General features: G+C 74.1%; 15 protein-coding genes and 1 tRNA gene. 5 read left to right on the top strand and 11 right to left on the bottom strand.

Features of this window, described 5'->3' with window-relative positions; all coding sequences use genetic code 11:
* The first annotated feature begins 89 nt into the window (after nt 1-89).
* Nucleotides 90-2,072, top strand: a complete 1,983-nt coding sequence (rfaE2, locus tag V1634_RS00940; protein WP_331205791.1) for a D-glycero-beta-D-manno-heptose 1-phosphate adenylyltransferase — start codon at nt 90-92, stop codon at nt 2,070-2,072.
* Between the two features lie 32 nt (nt 2,073-2,104).
* Complete coding sequence (locus V1634_RS00935) at nt 2,105-3,049, top strand: glycosyltransferase family 2 protein (RefSeq protein WP_331206098.1); 945 nt, start codon at nt 2,105-2,107, stop codon at nt 3,047-3,049.
* Here the strand turns inward: V1634_RS00935 and V1634_RS00930 are convergent.
* From V1634_RS00930 to V1634_RS00920, 3 genes are all read right to left on the bottom strand, one after another.
* Nucleotides 2,991-4,094: a glycosyltransferase family 9 protein gene (locus V1634_RS00930; protein ID WP_331205790.1), complete on the bottom strand. Its 1,104-nt coding sequence runs from the start codon at nt 4,092-4,094 to the stop codon at nt 2,991-2,993. The genes V1634_RS00935 and V1634_RS00930 overlap by 59 nt on opposite strands.
* A 22-nt stretch (nt 4,095-4,116) precedes the next feature.
* Complete coding sequence (locus tag V1634_RS00925; RefSeq protein WP_331205789.1) at nt 4,117-4,692, bottom strand: Hsp20/alpha crystallin family protein; 576 nt, start codon at nt 4,690-4,692, stop codon at nt 4,117-4,119.
* 186 nt (nt 4,693-4,878) lie between these two features.
* Nucleotides 4,879-5,394 carry a DUF2231 domain-containing protein gene (locus tag V1634_RS00920; RefSeq protein WP_331206097.1) on the bottom strand — a complete coding sequence of 172 codons (516 nt, stop codon included), beginning with the start codon at nt 5,392-5,394 and terminating at the stop codon, nt 4,879-4,881.
* 722 nt (nt 5,395-6,116) lie between these two features.
* Here V1634_RS00920 and V1634_RS00915 point away from each other — a divergent pair.
* On the top strand, nt 6,117-6,554 hold the full coding sequence (locus V1634_RS00915; RefSeq protein WP_331205788.1) for a DNA glycosylase AlkZ-like family protein: 438 nt from the start codon (nt 6,117-6,119) through the stop codon (nt 6,552-6,554).
* A gap of 143 nt (nt 6,555-6,697) precedes the next feature.
* On the opposite strand, the gene V1634_RS00910 is transcribed toward V1634_RS00915, so the two are convergent.
* Nucleotides 6,698-6,771 (bottom strand) — tRNA-Thr (locus tag V1634_RS00910).
* A 162-nt stretch (nt 6,772-6,933) separates the two neighbouring features.
* Between V1634_RS00910 and V1634_RS00905 the strand changes: the two genes are divergently transcribed.
* Complete coding sequence (locus tag V1634_RS00905) at nt 6,934-8,658, top strand: metallophosphoesterase family protein (protein ID WP_331205787.1); 1,725 nt, start codon at nt 6,934-6,936, stop codon at nt 8,656-8,658.
* A 53-nt stretch (nt 8,659-8,711) separates the two neighbouring features.
* On the opposite strand, the gene V1634_RS00900 is transcribed toward V1634_RS00905, so the two are convergent.
* From V1634_RS00900 to tmk, 6 genes are all read right to left on the bottom strand, one after another.
* Complete coding sequence (locus tag V1634_RS00900; protein ID WP_331205786.1) at nt 8,712-9,560, bottom strand: PSP1 domain-containing protein; 849 nt, start codon at nt 9,558-9,560, stop codon at nt 8,712-8,714.
* 86 nt (nt 9,561-9,646) lie between these two features.
* Entirely contained in the window at nt 9,647-10,327 is a 681-nt protein-coding gene (locus V1634_RS00895) for a hypothetical protein (RefSeq protein WP_331205785.1), read from the bottom strand.
* A complete protein-coding gene (locus V1634_RS00890) occupies nt 10,327-10,632 on the bottom strand; it encodes a hypothetical protein (RefSeq protein ID WP_331205784.1) in 306 nt (101 codons plus the stop codon). The genes V1634_RS00895 and V1634_RS00890 overlap by 1 nt, the downstream gene beginning before the upstream one ends.
* Nucleotides 10,633-10,959 carry a YbaB/EbfC family nucleoid-associated protein gene (locus V1634_RS00885; RefSeq protein ID WP_331205783.1) on the bottom strand — a complete coding sequence of 109 codons (327 nt, stop codon included), beginning with the start codon at nt 10,957-10,959 and terminating at the stop codon, nt 10,633-10,635.
* A gap of 220 nt (nt 10,960-11,179) precedes the next feature.
* Entirely contained in the window at nt 11,180-12,454 is a 1,275-nt protein-coding gene (locus V1634_RS00880) for a DNA polymerase III subunit delta' (protein ID WP_331205782.1), read from the bottom strand.
* Nucleotides 12,454-14,667, bottom strand: coding sequence for a dTMP kinase (gene tmk, locus V1634_RS00875; protein ID WP_407951700.1), 2,214 nt, complete (start codon nt 14,665-14,667; stop codon nt 12,454-12,456). The genes V1634_RS00880 and tmk overlap by 1 nt, the downstream gene beginning before the upstream one ends.
* Nucleotides 14,668-15,036: 369 nt before the next feature.
* Here tmk and V1634_RS00870 point away from each other — a divergent pair, with 369 nt between their 5' ends.
* Nucleotides 15,037-16,257: an amino acid deaminase/aldolase gene (locus V1634_RS00870; RefSeq protein WP_331205781.1), complete on the top strand. Its 1,221-nt coding sequence runs from the start codon at nt 15,037-15,039 to the stop codon at nt 16,255-16,257.
* Nucleotides 16,258-16,295: 38 nt separating this feature from the next.
* Here the strand turns inward: V1634_RS00870 and V1634_RS00865 are convergent, their stop codons facing one another.
* On the bottom strand, nt 16,296-16,940 hold the full coding sequence (locus V1634_RS00865; protein WP_234361468.1) for a TetR family transcriptional regulator: 645 nt from the start codon (nt 16,938-16,940) through the stop codon (nt 16,296-16,298).
* Between the last annotated feature and the right edge of the window lie 97 nt (nt 16,941-17,037).

Below are 17,037 nucleotides of genomic sequence, written 5' to 3'. Positions count from 1 at the left end.
GGCGCCAAAACCGCCGTACGGCCGCCGCCGGGCCGCACGGCCGCGGCGGTACCAGGTTTGCCCGGCCGGGCACCGGGGACCCGCGCCACATGGCGACAGACGCAGCGGAACAGCGCCGGTTGGCCTCGGTGGTGGAGAGCTGGCTCGGCAGGGGCGTACTCGTGGTCGGCGACGCCATGCTCGACGAATGGCGCTTCGCCGAGTCGGACCGGCTCTGCCGGGAGGCCCCGGCACCGGTGTTGACCCTGCGCCGCCGGCTGACCGCGGCCGGTGGTGCGGCGAACACCGCCGTCAACCTCACCGCGCTCGGCGGTCGGGCGGCGCTGGTCGCCCCGGTCGGCGCGGACGTGGCCGGTGACGAACTGCACGACTGCCTGGACCGGGCCGGGGTCTGGGACCGGACCATCAGCCAACCCGGCCGGCCGACCCCGGTGAAACGGCGACTGCTCGCCGCCGACCAGATCCTGCTCCGCGAGGACGAGGGCGACGCCGACGAGACGCTGCCCGAGGAGGGCGTACACCGGATGCTGAACGCGCTCGCCCGGGCGACCGAGGAGCTGCGGGCCGACCGCGACGGGCAGGCCCCGACCCTGGTGGTCTGCGACTACGGCCTCGGCGCCCTGCCCGAGGCGGTACGGAGCTGGCTGGTCCGGCACCGCGACTGCTTCGCCACGGTCGCTCTGGACGCGCACGACCTGGCCTACTGGCGCGGGCTCGCCCCGACGGTGGTGACCCCGAGCTTCGCCGAGGCGACCCGGCTGCTGAACGAGGCGGTGTCGGCCGGCCCGGCCAGCCCGACGTCGGCGGTCGCCAGCACCCGGGTCAGCATCGCCGAGGACGGCTCGACGGTGGCCACCGGCGGGAAGGACGACCCCGAGGGCGCAGCCTCGCCGGTCGCCTCCGACGGCGCCGAGGAGGGCAGCGGCCGGGACGGCGACGGCTCGGCCACCCCGGAGGGCACCCCGCCGGGCGGCGGCGAGGGCGGCGGTCCGGGCGGCGGGGACGGCCTCACGGTGACCAGCGACGAGATCGGGGTCTCCGGCGACGACATCGTGGTGGCCGGCGACGAGACGTCGAGCGCCGCCGGCGGGCGTCCGGTCGCGGCCGGCGGTGCCAGCCGGGCGCTGGTCGCCCAGGCCCGCCTCGCCGAGCTGCGGGAACGCACCGGCGCCGACGTGGTGGCGGTGACCCTGGACGCCGAGGGCGCGGTGGTGGGCGGGGCCGACGGGCGGTACCGGCGCAGCCACGCCACTCCGGTACCGGCGAGTTACGCCGTCGGCGCCGGTGACGCCTACCTGGCCGCGATGACGCTGGCGCTGGCCGCCGACGCGCCGCTGCCCACCGCCGCCCAGTTGGCCCAGCTCGCCGCGACCACCACCGTCTCGGACACCGGCACCTGCGTCTGCCTGCGCGAGGACCTGCTCGCCGCCCTGGGCTCGACCGGCGGGGAACCGGCCCGGGTCGTGCTCGACCGGGACGCCCTGGTCGAACTCGTGCAGCGGCACCGGGCCGAGGGGCGGGCCGTCGTCTTCACCAACGGCTGCTTCGACGTACTGCACCGGGGGCACGTGCGCTATCTCGACCAGGCACGCCAACTCGGCGACCTGCTGGTGGTGGCGGTCAACTCGGACGACAGCGTACGGCGGCTCAAGGGCACGGACCGGCCGGTGAACCCGGTGGAGGACCGGGTCGCGCTGCTCGCCGCACTCTCCTGTGTGGACCACGTGGTGGTCTTCGAGGAGGACTCGCCGGCCGGGCTGATCGAGGCGGTCCGCCCCGACGTCTACGTCAAGGGCGGCGACTACCCGCCGGACATGGTCCCGGAGGCGCCCCTGGTACGCCGGCTCGGCGGCCAGGTCCGCACCCTGGGCTACGTACCGGACCGGTCCACCTCGGCGGTGATCGACCGGATCCGCTCGCACGGCGACGACCGGCGACAGGCGGCGGCCCGCTCCGGGGCCGCCGCCCCGGACGCGGGCGGCGCGGGCACCCCGCCGGACGGCGACCGGGCGGCCGTACCCGCCTCGGCGGAGACCCAGCCGGCGGCGTCCAGGTCGAGCCGGCGGGCGTGAGTACGGCGGCACGCCCCGACCCGGGCGGCGCGGTGCCGAGGACGACCACCCGGCCGCTCGATCGGGGCAGTGCGGCCCAGTTCCGTACGCCCCGGCTGCTGGACGTGCTGGTGCCGACCCGGAACCGCCCCGCCGAACTCGCCGTCACCCTGGCCGGGCTGGCCGCCCAGCGCCCCGCCGAGGACGGCACGCCGGCCGCACGGGACGGGTCGGACGGATTCGGCGTGGTGGTCAGCGACCAGTCCGACGGGGAACCGGGCTGGGCCGCGCCGGCGGCGGCGGCGATGGTCCGGGTACTCCGGCACCGGGGCCATCCGGTGCTGCTCACCCGCCGGCTGCCGAGGCGGGGCCTGGCCGAACACCGCGCCTACCTGCTGGACGCCTCGGCGGCCCGGTACGTGCTCTTCCTCGACGACGACGTCTGGCTCGAGCCCGGCACCGTCGACCGGCTGCTCACCGCGATCCGCGAACTCGACTGCGGCTTCGTCGGCAACGCGGTGCACGGACTGTCCTATCTAGACGACGTACGGCCGGAGACCCATCGGCACTACGCCGAGTGGGACGGCCCCCCGGAGCCGGAGCGGCTGCACCCCGGCACGCCGGAGTGGGACCGGGCGCGGATCCACTCGGCCGCGAACCTGCTGCACGTGACGGAGGCCCGGCGGCTGCCGGCCGGGCGGTGGCGGGCGTACAAGGTCTCCTGGATCGGCGGCTGCGTGCTCTACGACCGGTCCCGGCTGCGCGCGGCGGGCGGGTTCGACTTCTGGACCCGGCTCGACCCGGGGCACCAGGGCGAGGACGTGGCCGCCCAGCTCGCCGTGATGGCCCGGTACGCCGGAGCCGGCGTCCTGCCCAGCGGGGCGTACCACCTGGAGGCGCCGACCACGGTGACCGAGCGGACCATGGAAGCCTGGGAGGTCACCGCGCCGTCAGATCCGCCACCGCCGCCAGCACCTCCAGCACCGGTACGTCGGTGACGAAGGAGACCCGGTGCGGGCAGGCCGGGCCGCCGCCGCCCCGGGCCGGATAGAGCTCCCGGCTACAGTCCCGGCCGCAGACCGGGCAGTTGAGGGTCCACGAGGCGATCGGCCGGTGACGGCCGCGCAGCGGTACCGCACAGTTGATCACGTTGCCGACCCAGAAGATCCCGACCGTCGGGGTGTCCAGCGCGGCGGCGACGTGCACCGGCCCGGTGTCGTTGGAGACCACCACCTCGCAGCCGGCGTAACAGCCGATCAGCCCGCCGAGCGAGAGGTCGCCGACCACCGAGCGGACCGGTAGCCGAGCCGCCGCCACCACCTGCTCGGCGATGGCCCGCTCGTCCGGAGTGCCGGTCACCAGGACCTCGTACCCGTCGTCGGCCAGATGATCGGCCACCTCGGCGAAGCGCTCCGGCGGCCAGCGGCGGCGCGGGTCGCTCGCCCCCGGGTGCAGGGCGATCCGGGGGCGTACCGGCTCGCCCAGCACCATGCGGGCCTCGGCCAGGTCCGCCTCGGTGGCGACGAGCCGGGGCACCAGGCCGGTCGGGCTGGCGCCGACCAGGCCGGCGACCTCCAGATAGCGGACCACCTCCGGCTGGTAGTAGACGTACCGGAGCCACCGGTCCAGCGGCGGGGCGTCCTCGCTGCGCAGCCCGGCCGTCACCCGGGCACCGAGGTCGGCGACCAGCGGGTTCGAGTTCGCCCCGCCGCCGTGCATCTGGAGCGCGAGGTCGAACCGCTCCCGGCGGGCGGCGTCGAGGAACCGGGCCATCGAGGCCGCCGACGGCTCCGGTTCGTCCGGTCCGGCCACCCGGATGCCGTGCGCTGGCGGCACCACCAGTACCCGGTCGACCGGCCCCGGCCGGTCCCGGAGCAGGCGCTCGTGCCACGGCGCGCCGATCAGCACCAGCTCGGCGTCCGGATAGCCGGCCCGCAGCGCGTCGAGGGCCGGCAGCGCGAAGATGAAGTCGCCGAGCGCGTTCGCCCGGAGTACGGCGATCCGCTCGACGTCGTCGACGAGATCCCGCACCTTGCCGATCATCGGGTCCGGTTCCGCCGCCCGCTCAGCCCGTGAACCCGGAGGACGGGGTACCGGCGGCGGTGTCCGGCCGGTGCAGTTCCCGGTCGGCGGCCGGGTCCACGGCCTCGGGTCGGACGCCGGCTCCGGTCGTACGCCCGGCGCGCTGGCCCGGGTCGTGCCGCCGGCCGCCGATGGTGATGGTCCGCCGGCCCGGCCGGGGTGCCTTCGGCAGCGTGACGGTGAGCAGGCCGTGGTCCATCACGGCGTCGATCCGATCCGGGTCGACCGGTGCCGGCAGGTGCACCCGGTGCGCGAAGGCCCGGCTCTGCGATCCGCTGCCGGCCATCCCGTGGTCCGCGTTGACCTCGGCCTCGGAGCGGGCCCGGATGCACAGTTCGCGGTCGTCGAGTTCCAGGGCCACCTCCTCCGGAGCCACCCCGGGCAGCCGGGCCACCACCGTCCAGCCGTCGTCGTTCGGGGTCAGCTCGACGTCCGACTGCCCACCCCGGCCTCCGACCAGCGCGGAGCCGACCAGCCGGCCGAGTTCCGCGCGGAGTGCCTGCAACTCACCCAACGGATCCCAGCCACGGTCTCCGGTGCCACGTCCTGACTCGTCCATCCCGCCGTCTTCCCTCCCGTCGATCCCGCCACCCGTCGGAGCAGCGCCGCCCTCCAGCGGGCGGCGGCACCGTCTCCGATACCCGTCCTGCGGGCGGTCAACGCGTCCGGGCGGGGACCGTTCACCCGCTCCTCGGGCGAGCGCTCACCGCCGCCGGGGCCGCTCACCGCTCCTCGGGCCGAGCGCTCAGCGCTCCTCGGGCCGGTCCGCGGCCGCCGCCGCGGTGGTCCGGGGACGCAGCGAACTCGGGGCGTTCAGGTCGGCTTCCGGGTCCACCCCGACGCCGAGCCGGTCCACCAGTTCACCACCGAACCAGGCGCCGAGCGCCGCACCGGCGACCGCCACCACCTCGATCGCGACCAGGGCACCGCCGGCCGCCCGGGTGTCCGCGGCCAGCCGTACCGCCCAGACGGCGGCGAAGAGCAGCAGCACGGCGATGTTGGTCGAGGCGTGCGCCACCCCCACCCGCTTGGCCCGGGTCCCGGCCGGTACGGCCAGCAGGTCCACCGCGCCGGCCATCGCCGCCAGTACCCCGCCGATCAGGCCGACCAGGATGTTCCAGTACGCCAGCTCGCCGAGGAAGGCCGGACCGCCGGCCACGTCGATGATGTCGAAGATCGTGGCGGACACGAAGAGGGCGATCGGGAACATCACCAGCATCGGATGGACCGGGTGCCCGAGCACCTTGACTCGGCTCTCCATCATCGTCGCCTCCCAGGCTCAGCGGATGCCGGCGCCGCAGCCGTCGGCTCCGACGCAGTCGTGATGCGTCAGGTCGACGTCTCCGCATACTGCTGACGCTCTACCCGAATTGTCCCGCCCCTAACCCTCCGTGCCGGGCTGTTCCGCTATTTCGGGTCCCGGACGCCGGCACCAGCGGTTCTCGGGTGCCGGGCCGGCATGCTGCTCTCTGTCCGGGGCACTCCCTAGGATGCGGGCATGATCGATCGGCGCCAGGTGATGAACTTCCGCATCCAGGCGCAGCAGCTCGACCGGGCCGAGGGTAGGGAAGGTGGCTGCCGCCGTCGAGCCGTTCTCCCAAGCCGACGCGGGCAAGCGCATCTACGACGCCGCCAAGCCGTTGAAGGCGGCCGGCATCGGCAACCTGGCCGCTCTGGACGAGGTCGCCGCGCAGCTGCGGGCCGTCGTCACCAGGCCGACGGTCAAGGGGGACGTCTCCGGGCGCGTGGCCGAGTTGTTGCCCGAGCCCTATCTGCGGTTCTGCCGACCATGCGACGCCACCCACCTCTACGAGATGCCGTTCCGGTTGGCCGCCGTACGGGCCGGGCTGGAGTTGCGGCTCGACACGTCGCCGCCGGTCCTGGAACGCATCACGGGATTCAGGAAAGCCGGCACCTCAGGCGAGAGGTTCGACGTCATCCGCGCGTACCTCCGCCTGCTCGGCCCGGCCACCCCCCAAGCACGTGGCCGACCATCTCGATGCCCCGGTCAAGGAGGTGAAGGCGCGCTGGCCGGAGGATGTGATCGAGGTGATGGTCGACGGCGAGCGGCGGTCGCTCCTCGCCGCCGACGAGCCGGCGCTGGGATCGGCCGACGCCAAGGCGACCCGCCTGCTCGGCCCGTTCGACCTCTTCCTCCAGGCCAGGGACCGCGCCACCCTGGTGCCCGACACGGGGCACGCCAAGGAGTTGTGGCCGGTGTTGGGTCGTCCCGGGGCCGTCCTGGTCGACGGCGAACTGGTCGGCAGCTGGCGTCCCCGCAGGTCCGGGAAGGCGGTGCAGGTCACCGTTCAGCCGTGGCAGAAGCTGCCGGCCAGCGTCCGCGACAGCATCGTCGAACAGGCTGAACGTCTCGCCGCGTATCGCGCCGTTTCCCTCGGTGGCGTCGAGTTCGCCGCCTGAGGCCGTTCCGCGGCTCCCGTGGGTGCATCTTCGTTCCGCGCTCGGGCGCCGTCTGCGAGCTTCGGGTGGCGACTCGCCCGCCAACGGGGAGTGATCGCACCGGAACGGCGAAGCCCAGGTCGATGACCTGGGCTTCCTCACCGAGCCGCCTGACGGAATCGAACCGTCGACCTACGCATTACGAGTGCGTCGCTCTGACCGACTGAGCTAAGGCGGCAACGCCGGCAAGTGTACGACACCGGGCGCCGACCCGGCTCGGGGGTTTCCGACGGTGTGCCCGGGCAGACAGTCGGGCGCCGCCCCGGTGACCCGGTGCGCCGTCCGGATCGGTCGGCAGGCGGACAGTGGTCCGGGCGACGCCCCGACTAGGCTGCCATCGATGACCGATCACCAGGCGCCGCCGATCCCGGCGCAGCCGGCGGCCCCACCCCGACCGGGCAGCCTCGATCCGCGCGAACTCGGCTTCACCCCACAGCGCCCGGTGCCCTGGCTGGCGCCGCTGCTGCTGGTCAGCACCGGGCTGCGCACCCTGCTGGCGGCGCTCTTCGGCGCCTACCTGGACAAGCGGGAGTTGCAGAACTCGCTGCCCGGCACGGTGACCCGGCAGATCGGCCCGGACGGCGACCTGTGGCTGGACTTCGTCGCCGACCTGGGCGACGGGTTCAACGCCACCTACTCGGTCGCCTACCTGCTCACCCGCCCCGAGTTGGAGGTCGACGGGCACCGGCTGCCGCGCGGCCAGATGCTGCTGATGGGCGGCGACCAGGTCTATCCGACGGCCAGCGGCGAGGCGTACGAGAACCGGTGCAAGGGCCCCTACCAGGCGGCCCTGCCGCAGCCGCCGGCCGACGGCCCGGCCCCGGCGCTCTACGCCGTCCCCGGCAACCACGACTGGTACGACGGCCTCACCGCCTTCCTCCGGCTCTTCGTCCGCTCCCGGGACGACAACGTCGGCGGCTGGCGTACCCCGCAGAGCCGCTCCTACTTCGCCGTCGAGCTGCCGTCCGACTGGTGGCTCTTCGGGCTGGACGGGCAGTCCGGGGTGTATCTCGACGACCCGCAACTGCGCTACTTCGAGGAGGCGGCGCAGCGGCTCACCGCCGAGTCCCGGGTGATCATCGCGGTGCCGGAACCGAGCTGGGTCAAGGCCGTCGACAAGCCCCACGAGTACGACACCATCGACTACTTCATCCGTACCGTGATCGCCCCGACCGGCGCCCGGGTGCGACTGCTGCTCTCCGGCGACCTGCACCACTACGCCCGGTACACCGGACCGGACCGTGACCTGGTCACCTGCGGTGGCGGCGGCGCCTACCTCTATCCCACCCACAAGCTGCCCGGCCGCATCGAGGTGCCCCCGAAGGACACCCTGGTACGCCGGGCCAGCACCAGCCAGTCGTACGAGCTGGCCGGCCGCTATCCGGACGCCGCCCGCTCCCGCCGGTACGGCTGGGGCATCTTCGGCCGGCTACCGCTGCGCAACCCGGGCTTCGCCACCCTGCTCGGCGGGTTGCACACGCTGCTGATGCTGGCCATGATCGGCGTGGTGGCCCCGCGTTCGGAGGCGACGGCCCAGCGGCTGTTCAGCATTCCGCTGGCCGTCATGCTGATCGTCACGCTGGCCGGCGCGGTCTTCTTCGCCCAGCCGCCCAGCGCCAGCCGCAAACGACACGCCCGGCACTGGATCCTCGGGCTCTGTCACGGCTTCGCGCACATCGGGCTCGCCGCCGCAGGCAGCTGGATCTGGCTCCAGTTCCTCTTCCACGCCTGGCCATGGCCGCTGCCGGTGGTCGCCGCGGCGGTGGTCTACGGTCCGATCGCCGGGCTGGTGGCCACCCAGCTCACCGCGCTCTATCTGCTGGTCGCCGGCTCGTTCGGGGTCAACCTCAACGAACTCTTCGCCGGCCAGGGCATCGAGGACGCCAAGTGCTTCCTCCGGCTGCACATCGCCGCCGACGGTACCCTCACCGGCTATCCGGTCGCGGTCGACAGGATCTGCCGGCGCTGGCGGCCCGAGCCGGCCGACGCCCCGGACGCGGCCTGGCTGACGCCGGGCCGACCGCTGCCGGTCCGGCTCGCCGAACCGCCGTTCACGCTCCGCTGACCCGGACCGACAGCCGGGACGGGACAGGGCGGGGCAGGGGGCTGGCAGCCGGCTCAGCCGGCGTAGTGCTCGTCGTGGGCCTTGCGCGGGCCGCAGACCGAGGCGCGGCTGCACGAGCAGCGCGACCCGTCGGCGTCCATCCGGACCACCACGGAGTCGCGCGGCACGCTGTGCGCGACCACCCGACCTGGACCCTCCGGAGTGGAGACCCGGGAGCCGACCGCCGGTGCCGACGCCTGGAAGTTCTGGTACAGGGGATGTTCGTACTTCAAACAACACATCAGTCGGCCGCAGGCGCCGGAGATGCGCAGCGGGTTGAGCGGCAGTTCCTGGTCCTTGGCCATCCGGATGGTCACCGGCTCGAAGTCGGTCAGGAAGGTGGCGCAGCAGAGGTCACGCCCGCAGGAGCCGATGCCGCCCTGCACCCGCGCCGAGTCCCGGGCAGAGAGCTGGCGCAGCTCGACCCGGCAGTGCAGGGTCGCGCCCAGGTCGCGGACCAGCGACCGGAAGTCGACCCGGTGTGGCGCGGTGAAGTAGATGGTGGTGCGGGAACTGTTCGACCCCCCGCTCGGCGCCGACTCGACGACGTGGTCGACGGCGACCACCTTCATCGGGAGCCCGTGCTCCCGGATCAGCCGCTTCGCGGCGACCTTCGCCTCGGCCTTCCGCTTGCGCAGCATCTCGTCGCGGCGCAGGTCCTCCTCGCCCGCCAGCCCGGCCAGCCGGGGAAAGCCGCTGGTGTCCTCGGACACCCACTGCGCGGCCCAGACGCACTCCGCCACCTCGGTCCCCTCGTCGGTCGGGACCAGCACCCGGTCGCCGACCGCCGGCCGCAGCTCGCCCGGGTCGAGGTAGTAGAGGCGGCCGTAACGGTTGAAGCTGACCGCGCACAGCATGCCCATGCGCTCACCCTACGACGGATCCGGCCATCCGCTGAACCTCGTCCCGGGCCCGGGAGGTCAGCGGCGGGCCGGTCGGGCCCCGATGGTCAGAGGACGATCCGGCCGCCGTCGACGCGTAGCGCGGGGGACTCCGGGGAGCGATGGTCGAGAAGGTCCAGCTCCGCCGCCCACCGCCGGGGCAGCGCCTCCGCCCGGTCGTACGCCTCGGCGACCGTGGCCAGGATCCGGGCGCCGATCTCGGCGGCGGCGGACTCGACCGGCAGCCCTCCCGACGCGAGGCCGGACGGGGTCAACCCACTCCCGCCGGTCCGGGCCGTCGTCACGGCCACCGCCTCCGCCGAGCCGAGCACGTCGGCGAGGGTACGGGCCAGCGCGTACCGGCTCTCGGCGATCCACCCGGCGACCGCCTCGGCGTACGCCGCCGTGGCGTCCGCCCGGCCCGCCAGGCCGGTCAGCTGGCCCGCCAGCGCAGTGCGGTGTGCCGCGTACGCCTCGGCGGCCGGGCCCTGCCACGAGCCGCCGTCGGCCAGCACCGCCCCGGCCTCGTGGCAGGCCCTGCGCAGTTCCGCGTTCACCTCGGCGGCGTCGGCCAGCGCCCCGGGCCGCAGCCCGAGCACCGCCCGCACGGCGTCACCGGGGAGCACCCGGAGTCGGCGCAGCAGCGGCCAGATCCGGTGCCGGTCCGGCGCACCGGCGGCGGCGAGGAGGTCGTCGACCCGCCCGGAGAGCGCGACGGCGGGCTCGGCGAGCTGGTCGAGTACGTCCATCACGCCTCCGCCGGCCGTCGGCGGTACGCCGCCGTGTCGCTGTCGGCGTACGCCGTCTCGGCGACCCGCAGCGCGGTACCGGTGTCGGTGAGCCGCTCCGCCGTGGCCAGCAGTTCCCGGGCCCGGTTGTCGAGTGCGGCGGACCACTGCCGGTGCAGGGTCGCACCGATCTCGCCGAGCCGCCCCGGCCCGTCGGCGCCGAAGGCACCACCGCCCGGCCCGGCGTACGGCAGTCGGCGGGCGAGGCCGGCGAGGTCCCCAGCGGCGGTGTCGAGCTGGCGGGCGAGGTCCCGTAGGCGGTCCACTCAGGCCTCCGTCAGCCGGCGGTACTCGCCGAACGTCTCGGTGTAGAGCTTCTCCCGGGCCCACCGGGCGGCGTCGTCGGCGGCCGTGATGGCGGCCCGGACCGACCGGGCCAGGTCCGGGCCGGTACGGACCTGCGGTGTGCCGACGAACCGCAGGTCGTCGACTGATCCGTCCGCGGTGACGACCAGCTCGACCATCCCGTCCGGGGAGCGGACGGTGACCTGCACCCGCCGGATCGCCTCGTCGAACTCCGCCTGTAGCGCCTCGATGCGCCGATAGCGCTCGATCGCCTCCTCGACCCAGGACTGGTCGATCTCCCGCGTCACCGGCAGGTCCCTCCCGCTTCCCGATGCCCGCTTCCCGACTCCCGACGCACGAGGCGAGACCGCACCGATCGGCTCACCGAGCGTGCCACCTTCGCTGCGTTACGGCACCGAACCGTACCGGGCGACCCGCCCGAAGGGAACCCTTCGCCCCAAGATCTCCCTGATCAGGACGGAACTCCCAGCGGTACGGCGACTCGGCGCCCGGTCGCGGGGACGCCGCTCAGCCGCGCCAGAGGGCGAGCATCATCGCCTCGACGGCGATCCGTGGCTTGACGTTGGTCTCGATCGCCGTACGGCAGCCGAGTACCGCCTCCAGCCGGCGCAGGGTGCCCTCGGCGCTCCACTTCCCGGCGGCCGAGCTGGCGATCCCGGCCACGTCGGTGTGCACCGGCTGGACCGGGGCGCGCAGCGAGACGGTGAGTACGTCCCGGTAGAACCCGGCCAGGTCGACCAGGGCCCGGTCCAGCGCGTCCCGCTGGGCCCGGGTGGCCCGGGACTTCTGCCGGCGTTCGAGGTCCTTGAGCTGCCCGGCGGCGCCCCGGATCGCGCCCGCCGCGCCCCGCCCGGTCCCCCCGGCGCCGAGCGCGGTCTCCAGCGCGGCCCGCTCGGTCGCGTCGGCCTCGGCGACCGCTGCCGCCGCCTCGGCCTCGGCCGCCTCGATCAACGCGGAGGCGGCGTCGAAGCAGGCACCGACGCCGGTCAGTTTGCGCGGCAGGGCCAGCACGGCCTCCCGCCGCTTGCGCGCCTCCGGGTCCCGGGCCAGCCGGCGGGCCCGGCCGACGTGCCCCTGGGCCGCCGCTGCCGCCCAGGCCGCCACGTCGGACGCGATGCCGTCCCGGTCCCGGAGTACGGCGGCCACCGCCTCGGCCGGCGGCTGGCGCAGGGTCACCACCCGGCACCGGGAACGGATGGTCACCGAGATGTCGTCCGGGTGCGTCGAGGGGGTGCAGAGCAGGAAGACGGTACGCGGCGGCGGCTCCTCGATCGCCTTGAGCAGCGCGTTGCCGGCCGCCTCGGTGAGCCGGTCGGCGTCTTCGATGACGAGTACCTGCCAGCGTCCCCCGCTCGGCGTGCTGGCCGCCCGCAGCACCAGGGCCCGCATCTCGCCGACCCCGATGGAGAGCCCCTCGGGCACCACGAACCGTACGTCGGCGTGGGTCCCGGCGAGCGTCGTGTGGCAGCCGGCGCACTCGCCGCAGCCGGTGCCCCGGTGACATTGCAGGGCCGCCGCGAACGCCCGGGCCGCGACCGACCGCCCGGAGCCGGGTGGACCGGTGAAGATCCAGGCGTGCGTCATCGCGCTTCCGGCGCCGGCCGGGTCCACGGTACCGGCGGCCCGGTCGCCCCCGACCGCTGGATCAGCCGGGTCGGTGCGGTCGGCGGAGACCGCCTCGGCGGTCGCGGCGGCCCGGACCGCCTCCGCTGCGGCGACGGCCCGGCGGAGCAGGTCGACCGCCTCGGGCTGGCCCACCAGGTCGGCGAAGACCTCCGGCATCAGGTACGCCGTTCGAGTTCGAAGCCGCCGGTCGTGTCACCGGTGCGGTCCGGACCGACCTGGCCCGGGCCGACCCGGCCCGACCCGGTGGCGACCGGCAGGTCCGGTCGGGCGCGCGACCCGGTCTCGGTCTCGGCCTCGGCCCGCGATTCCGCCAGCGCCCGCTGCTCGGCGTCGGATAACTCCGGTCGGGCCGAGGTGTCCGGCGGGCTCGCCGGTTCCGGATGGCCGTTCGTGTCCGGGTCGGCGAGCATCCCGGTAACCCGCTCGGCCACCGCCGCCGCCAGTTCGTCGGCCGGGCGGGAGGCGTCGAGCACCAGGTAGCGCTTGGGGTCGGCGGCGGCCAGGTCGAGGAAGGCGTACCGGACCCGGTCGTGGAAGTCCATCGACTCGGTTTCCACCACGTCGGGGTCACCACCCCGGGCGGTCACCCGGGCCAGCCCGGTCCGGGGCTCGATGTCGAGCAGTACCACCAGGTCGGGCTTGAGGCCGCCGGTGGCCCAGGAGGAGAGCCAGGAGATCTCGTCGACCGGCAGGGTCCGGCCGGCCCCCTGGTAGGCGAGGGACGAGTCGACGTACCGGTCGCTGATCACCACCGCGCCCCGGGCCAGCGCCGGGCGGACCACCGTGGCGACGTGGTGTGCCCGGTCGGCGGCGTAGAGCAACGCCTCCGCCCGGGGGGCGAGCGCGCCCGGACCGCTGGTCCCGCCGAGCACGAGGCCACGGATCTGCTCCCCGACCCCGGTCGCGCCCGGCTCCCGGGTCACCACCACCTCGTGGTGCTGCCGGCGCAGCGCCTCGGCCAGCTTGGCCACCTGGGTCGACTTGCCGGCGCCCTCGCCGCCTTCGAAGACCACGAAGGCTCCGGCCGAGGCGAACGGCTCGGCCGGGAAGAGCGGACGCCCCCGGATCGAGCCCCAGAGGTCGGAGAGCACCGGTACGCCCGGCTTGTCGTCCATCTGGCGGAACGCCTTGATCCCGGTGAGGATGCCGGCCGCTCCGGCGACCAGCAGCAGCAGTCGGGTCGAGGAGACCGAGATGCCGAGATCGGCGATGCGCAGTTGCCGGGAGCCGCCGACGCCGACCAGCAGGCTGCTCACCGAGATGGCCAGGATCAGCACCAGCCGGGTCCCGGTCTGCACCACGGCGAAGACCCGGCCGCGTACCTCGTCGGCGATCTCCCCGCCGAGCAGGGTGGTACCGGAGAGGAAGGCCATCCCGGCGCCCGCGCCGACCAGTACCGCGCCGAGGATCGCCATGGAGAGGTGGATGGAACCGGCCAGCACCAGCACCGAGGCGCTGGCCAGCACGATGCTCATGCCGAACCAGCGGCGCCGGGACATCTCCCGGACGATCATCGGCCCGAGCCCGATGCCGAGGGAGAGGCCGAGGAAGATCGAGCCGAAGAGCAGGTAGAAGGCCGCGTCACCGGCGGCCAGCGACTTGGTGAAGAAGTTCGCGGTGCCGATCACCACGCCGCCACCGGCGAAGGCGCCGAAGATGCCGAGCACCAGGCCACGGACCAGCGGGGTCTTGCCGATGAACCGCCAGCCGTCGACGAACTGGCGCAGCACGCTCTGTTCGACCTTCTCGATGCTCTCCCGGCGACCGCTGCGACCGCTGATCTCCCGGATGCCGAAGAAGACCACCAGCGCGGTGGCCAACCGGCTCAGCGAGTTGAAGTAGAGAGCCAACTGGGTCGGGTCGGCCCAGCCGGGCGGCGGACCGCTGGAGGCCGCCCGGATGCTCCGGTCCAGTACGGCGATGCTGACCGCGGCCAGCACCGGGGTGACCCCGTACGTGGTGATCAGCGTGAGCTGGTTGGCCATCTCCAGCCGGGACCGGGGGATCAGGTTCGGGACCGCGGCCTCCTTGGCCGGGATCCAGATCAGGGTGATCGCCTCGATCAGGAAGGTGGCGACCGCCGCCCAGCCGACCACCAGTCCACCGCCGACGTCCAGCAGGGCGGCGAGCGGGATCGAGGCGAAGAGCACGAACCGCAGCAGATCGCAGATGACCATGGTGAGGCGCCGGTCGAACCGGTCGGCGAGTACTCCGGCGACCGGGCCGAGCAGCAGGGCCGGGAGCAGCCGGACCGCGATCACGGCACCGAACGCGAGCCCCTTCGCCGTGTCGCCGGTGACCTGGCTGGACGCGAAGATCGAGGTGGCCAGCAGGCCGAGCCAGTCGCCGAACGAGGCGGCGCCGAGCACCAGCCAGAGCCGGCGGAACGGGCGGATCCGCATGACCGAGCGGAGCGCCTGGTAGCCGGTCCGGTCGACCGGGCTGGCGGCGGCGGGTGGCGTGGGTGTACCGGGCGGCGACTGCGCTGTGCGCTCCGCGCTCCTGTCGTTGTCGTCGATGGCCGTACCCCTCCGCGCCCCGGCCCATGGCTGGGCTCCCCCGACCACACTCTAATCGCGGTACGGATCAGCCCCGACCCCGACATTCCCCGGAGCCGGAGCCTAGGGGTCGCTCGCGAGTCTTCGGACGGTCCGGCTCGCGTTCCTACGGGCGGGCCACGCCACGCCGGGAGACACGAGAGAGTTTCGCATTATCGCTCCGGGGGTTAGCGTGCTCGAATGGCCACCGAACGCGACCAGCTGCGTCGACGCCTGGACCGGGCGACGGCGCATCTCGAACCCCCCTTCGCCGTGGTCGACCTCGACGCGTTCGACGCCAACGCCCGCGCGCTGACCGGCCAGGCCGGCGGCAAGCCGCTGCGGATCGCCAGCAAGTCGCTGCGCTGCCAAGCCCTGCTCGGCCGGGCGCTGGCCGGACCCGGCTGGGGCGGCGTGATGACGTACACCCTGGCCGAGGCGATCTGGCTGGTACGCAGCGGCGTGACCGACGACGTCCTGCTCGGCTACCCGACCGCCGACCGGCAGGCGCTGGCCCAGCTCGCCGCCGACCCGGACCTGGCCGCCAAGATCTGTCTGATGGTGGACAGTTCCGCCCAACTCGACCTGGTCGACGCGGTCGCGGCCGCCGGCAGCCGGGCGGAACTCCGGACCTGCCTCGACCTGGACGCGTCCTGGCGCCCGCTGGCCGACACCTTCGGCGGCCGGCTGCACATCGGCATCCGCCGCTCACCCGTGCACTCGGCGGACGAGGCCGGCACCCTGGCCGGCACGATCGCGCAGCGGCCGGGCTTCCGGCTGGTCGGCCTGATGGCGTACGAGGCACAGATCGCCGGGCTCGGCGACGCACCGCCCCGGCAGGCCGTCCGCGGTGCCACCATCCGGCTGCTGCAACGGCGGTCGTACCGGGAGTTGGTGCAGCGCCGCGCGGCGGCGGTCGCGGCGGTACGCGAGCACGCCGACCTGGAGTTCGTCAACGGCGGCGGCACCGGCAGCATCGCGCTGACCGCGGCGGACCCGGCGGTAACCGAGATCACCGCCGGGTCGGGCCTGTACGGGCCGACGCTCTTCGACGCCTACCGGAGCTGGCGGCCCCGACCGGCGGCGTTCTTCGCGCTGTCGGTGGTCCGCCGTCCCGCCGCCAGGATGGTGACCCTGCTCGGCGGTGGTTGGGTGGCGTCCGGGCCGGCCGACCCGACCCGGTTGCCCACCCCGTGGCTGCCGCCAGGTCTGCGGCTGACCGGCACCGAGGGCGCCGGGGAGGTGCAGACCCCGGTGACCGGTGCCGCCGCCGAGTCGCTGCGGGTCGGTGACCGGGTCTGGTTCCGGCACGCCAAGGCCGGCGAGCTGGCCGAACATGTCGGAGAACTGCACCTGGTGGAGTCGGACCGGGTCGTGGGCACGGTGCCGACCTATCGCGGCGAGGGCCGGGCCTTCCTCTGAGCGTGCACCGGGCCGGCCGCGGACGGGCTTGCGGCCCGCTAGCCGGCCGCGGGCGCGGCGTCGACGTGCCGGTGCAGGTACTCCCGGATCAGCGCGGTCGCCTCGGTCAGCACCTTCTCGTCGCCCTCCGGATCGCGCCGGAAGGCCAGTTTGATCAACGCGTCGGCCGCCTCGACCGCGATCTCCAGCGCGAAGCGCAGCCGGGGTGCGTCGGCGGTGCCGAACTGCTCGACCAGCACCCGGGCCAACTGCTCGGCGATGACGCCGTTGTTGTCCCGGTCCTCGTCCAGCAGGTGCACGTCGACGACGTCACCGAAGTGCAGGGTACGGAAGCCGGGCACCCTGCGGTGCATGGTGATGTACTCGTCGATCGCGGCGTCGACCCCGTCCCACCAGTGGGTCAGGTCGCCCCGCGAGAAGCGGTCGCTGAGCCGCTCCAGGTACGCCTCCATGTTTCGCAGGGTCAGCGCCTGCACGATCGCTCGCTTGTCCGGGAAGAACTGGTACACCGACCCGATGGCCACTCCGGCGCGCTCGGCGAGCAGGGTCGTCGTCAGCCCCTCGTAGCCGACCTCGTCGACTATCTCGGCACAGGCGTCGAGCATGCGCTGGACCCGGGCGACGCTGCGGCCCTGCACCGGTACGCGGCGCAGTGGACCGGATGTGGCGGTTGACGTGGACACTCGTCGCCACTCCCTTTCGACGGGGTGAAGGTTACTAGGCGTCACGGTTTCGAAACGCTATCCGGACTAACGAGCCGAACGGATATCGGTATTTACT

The sequence above is a fragment of the Plantactinospora veratri genome (genome assembly GCF_036421995.1).
GTDB classification, from domain to species: domain Bacteria; phylum Actinomycetota; class Actinomycetes; order Mycobacteriales; family Micromonosporaceae; genus Plantactinospora; species Plantactinospora veratri.
The sequence above is the reverse complement of the archived record's forward strand: the minus strand, read 5'-3'. Positions and strand labels throughout refer to the sequence as shown.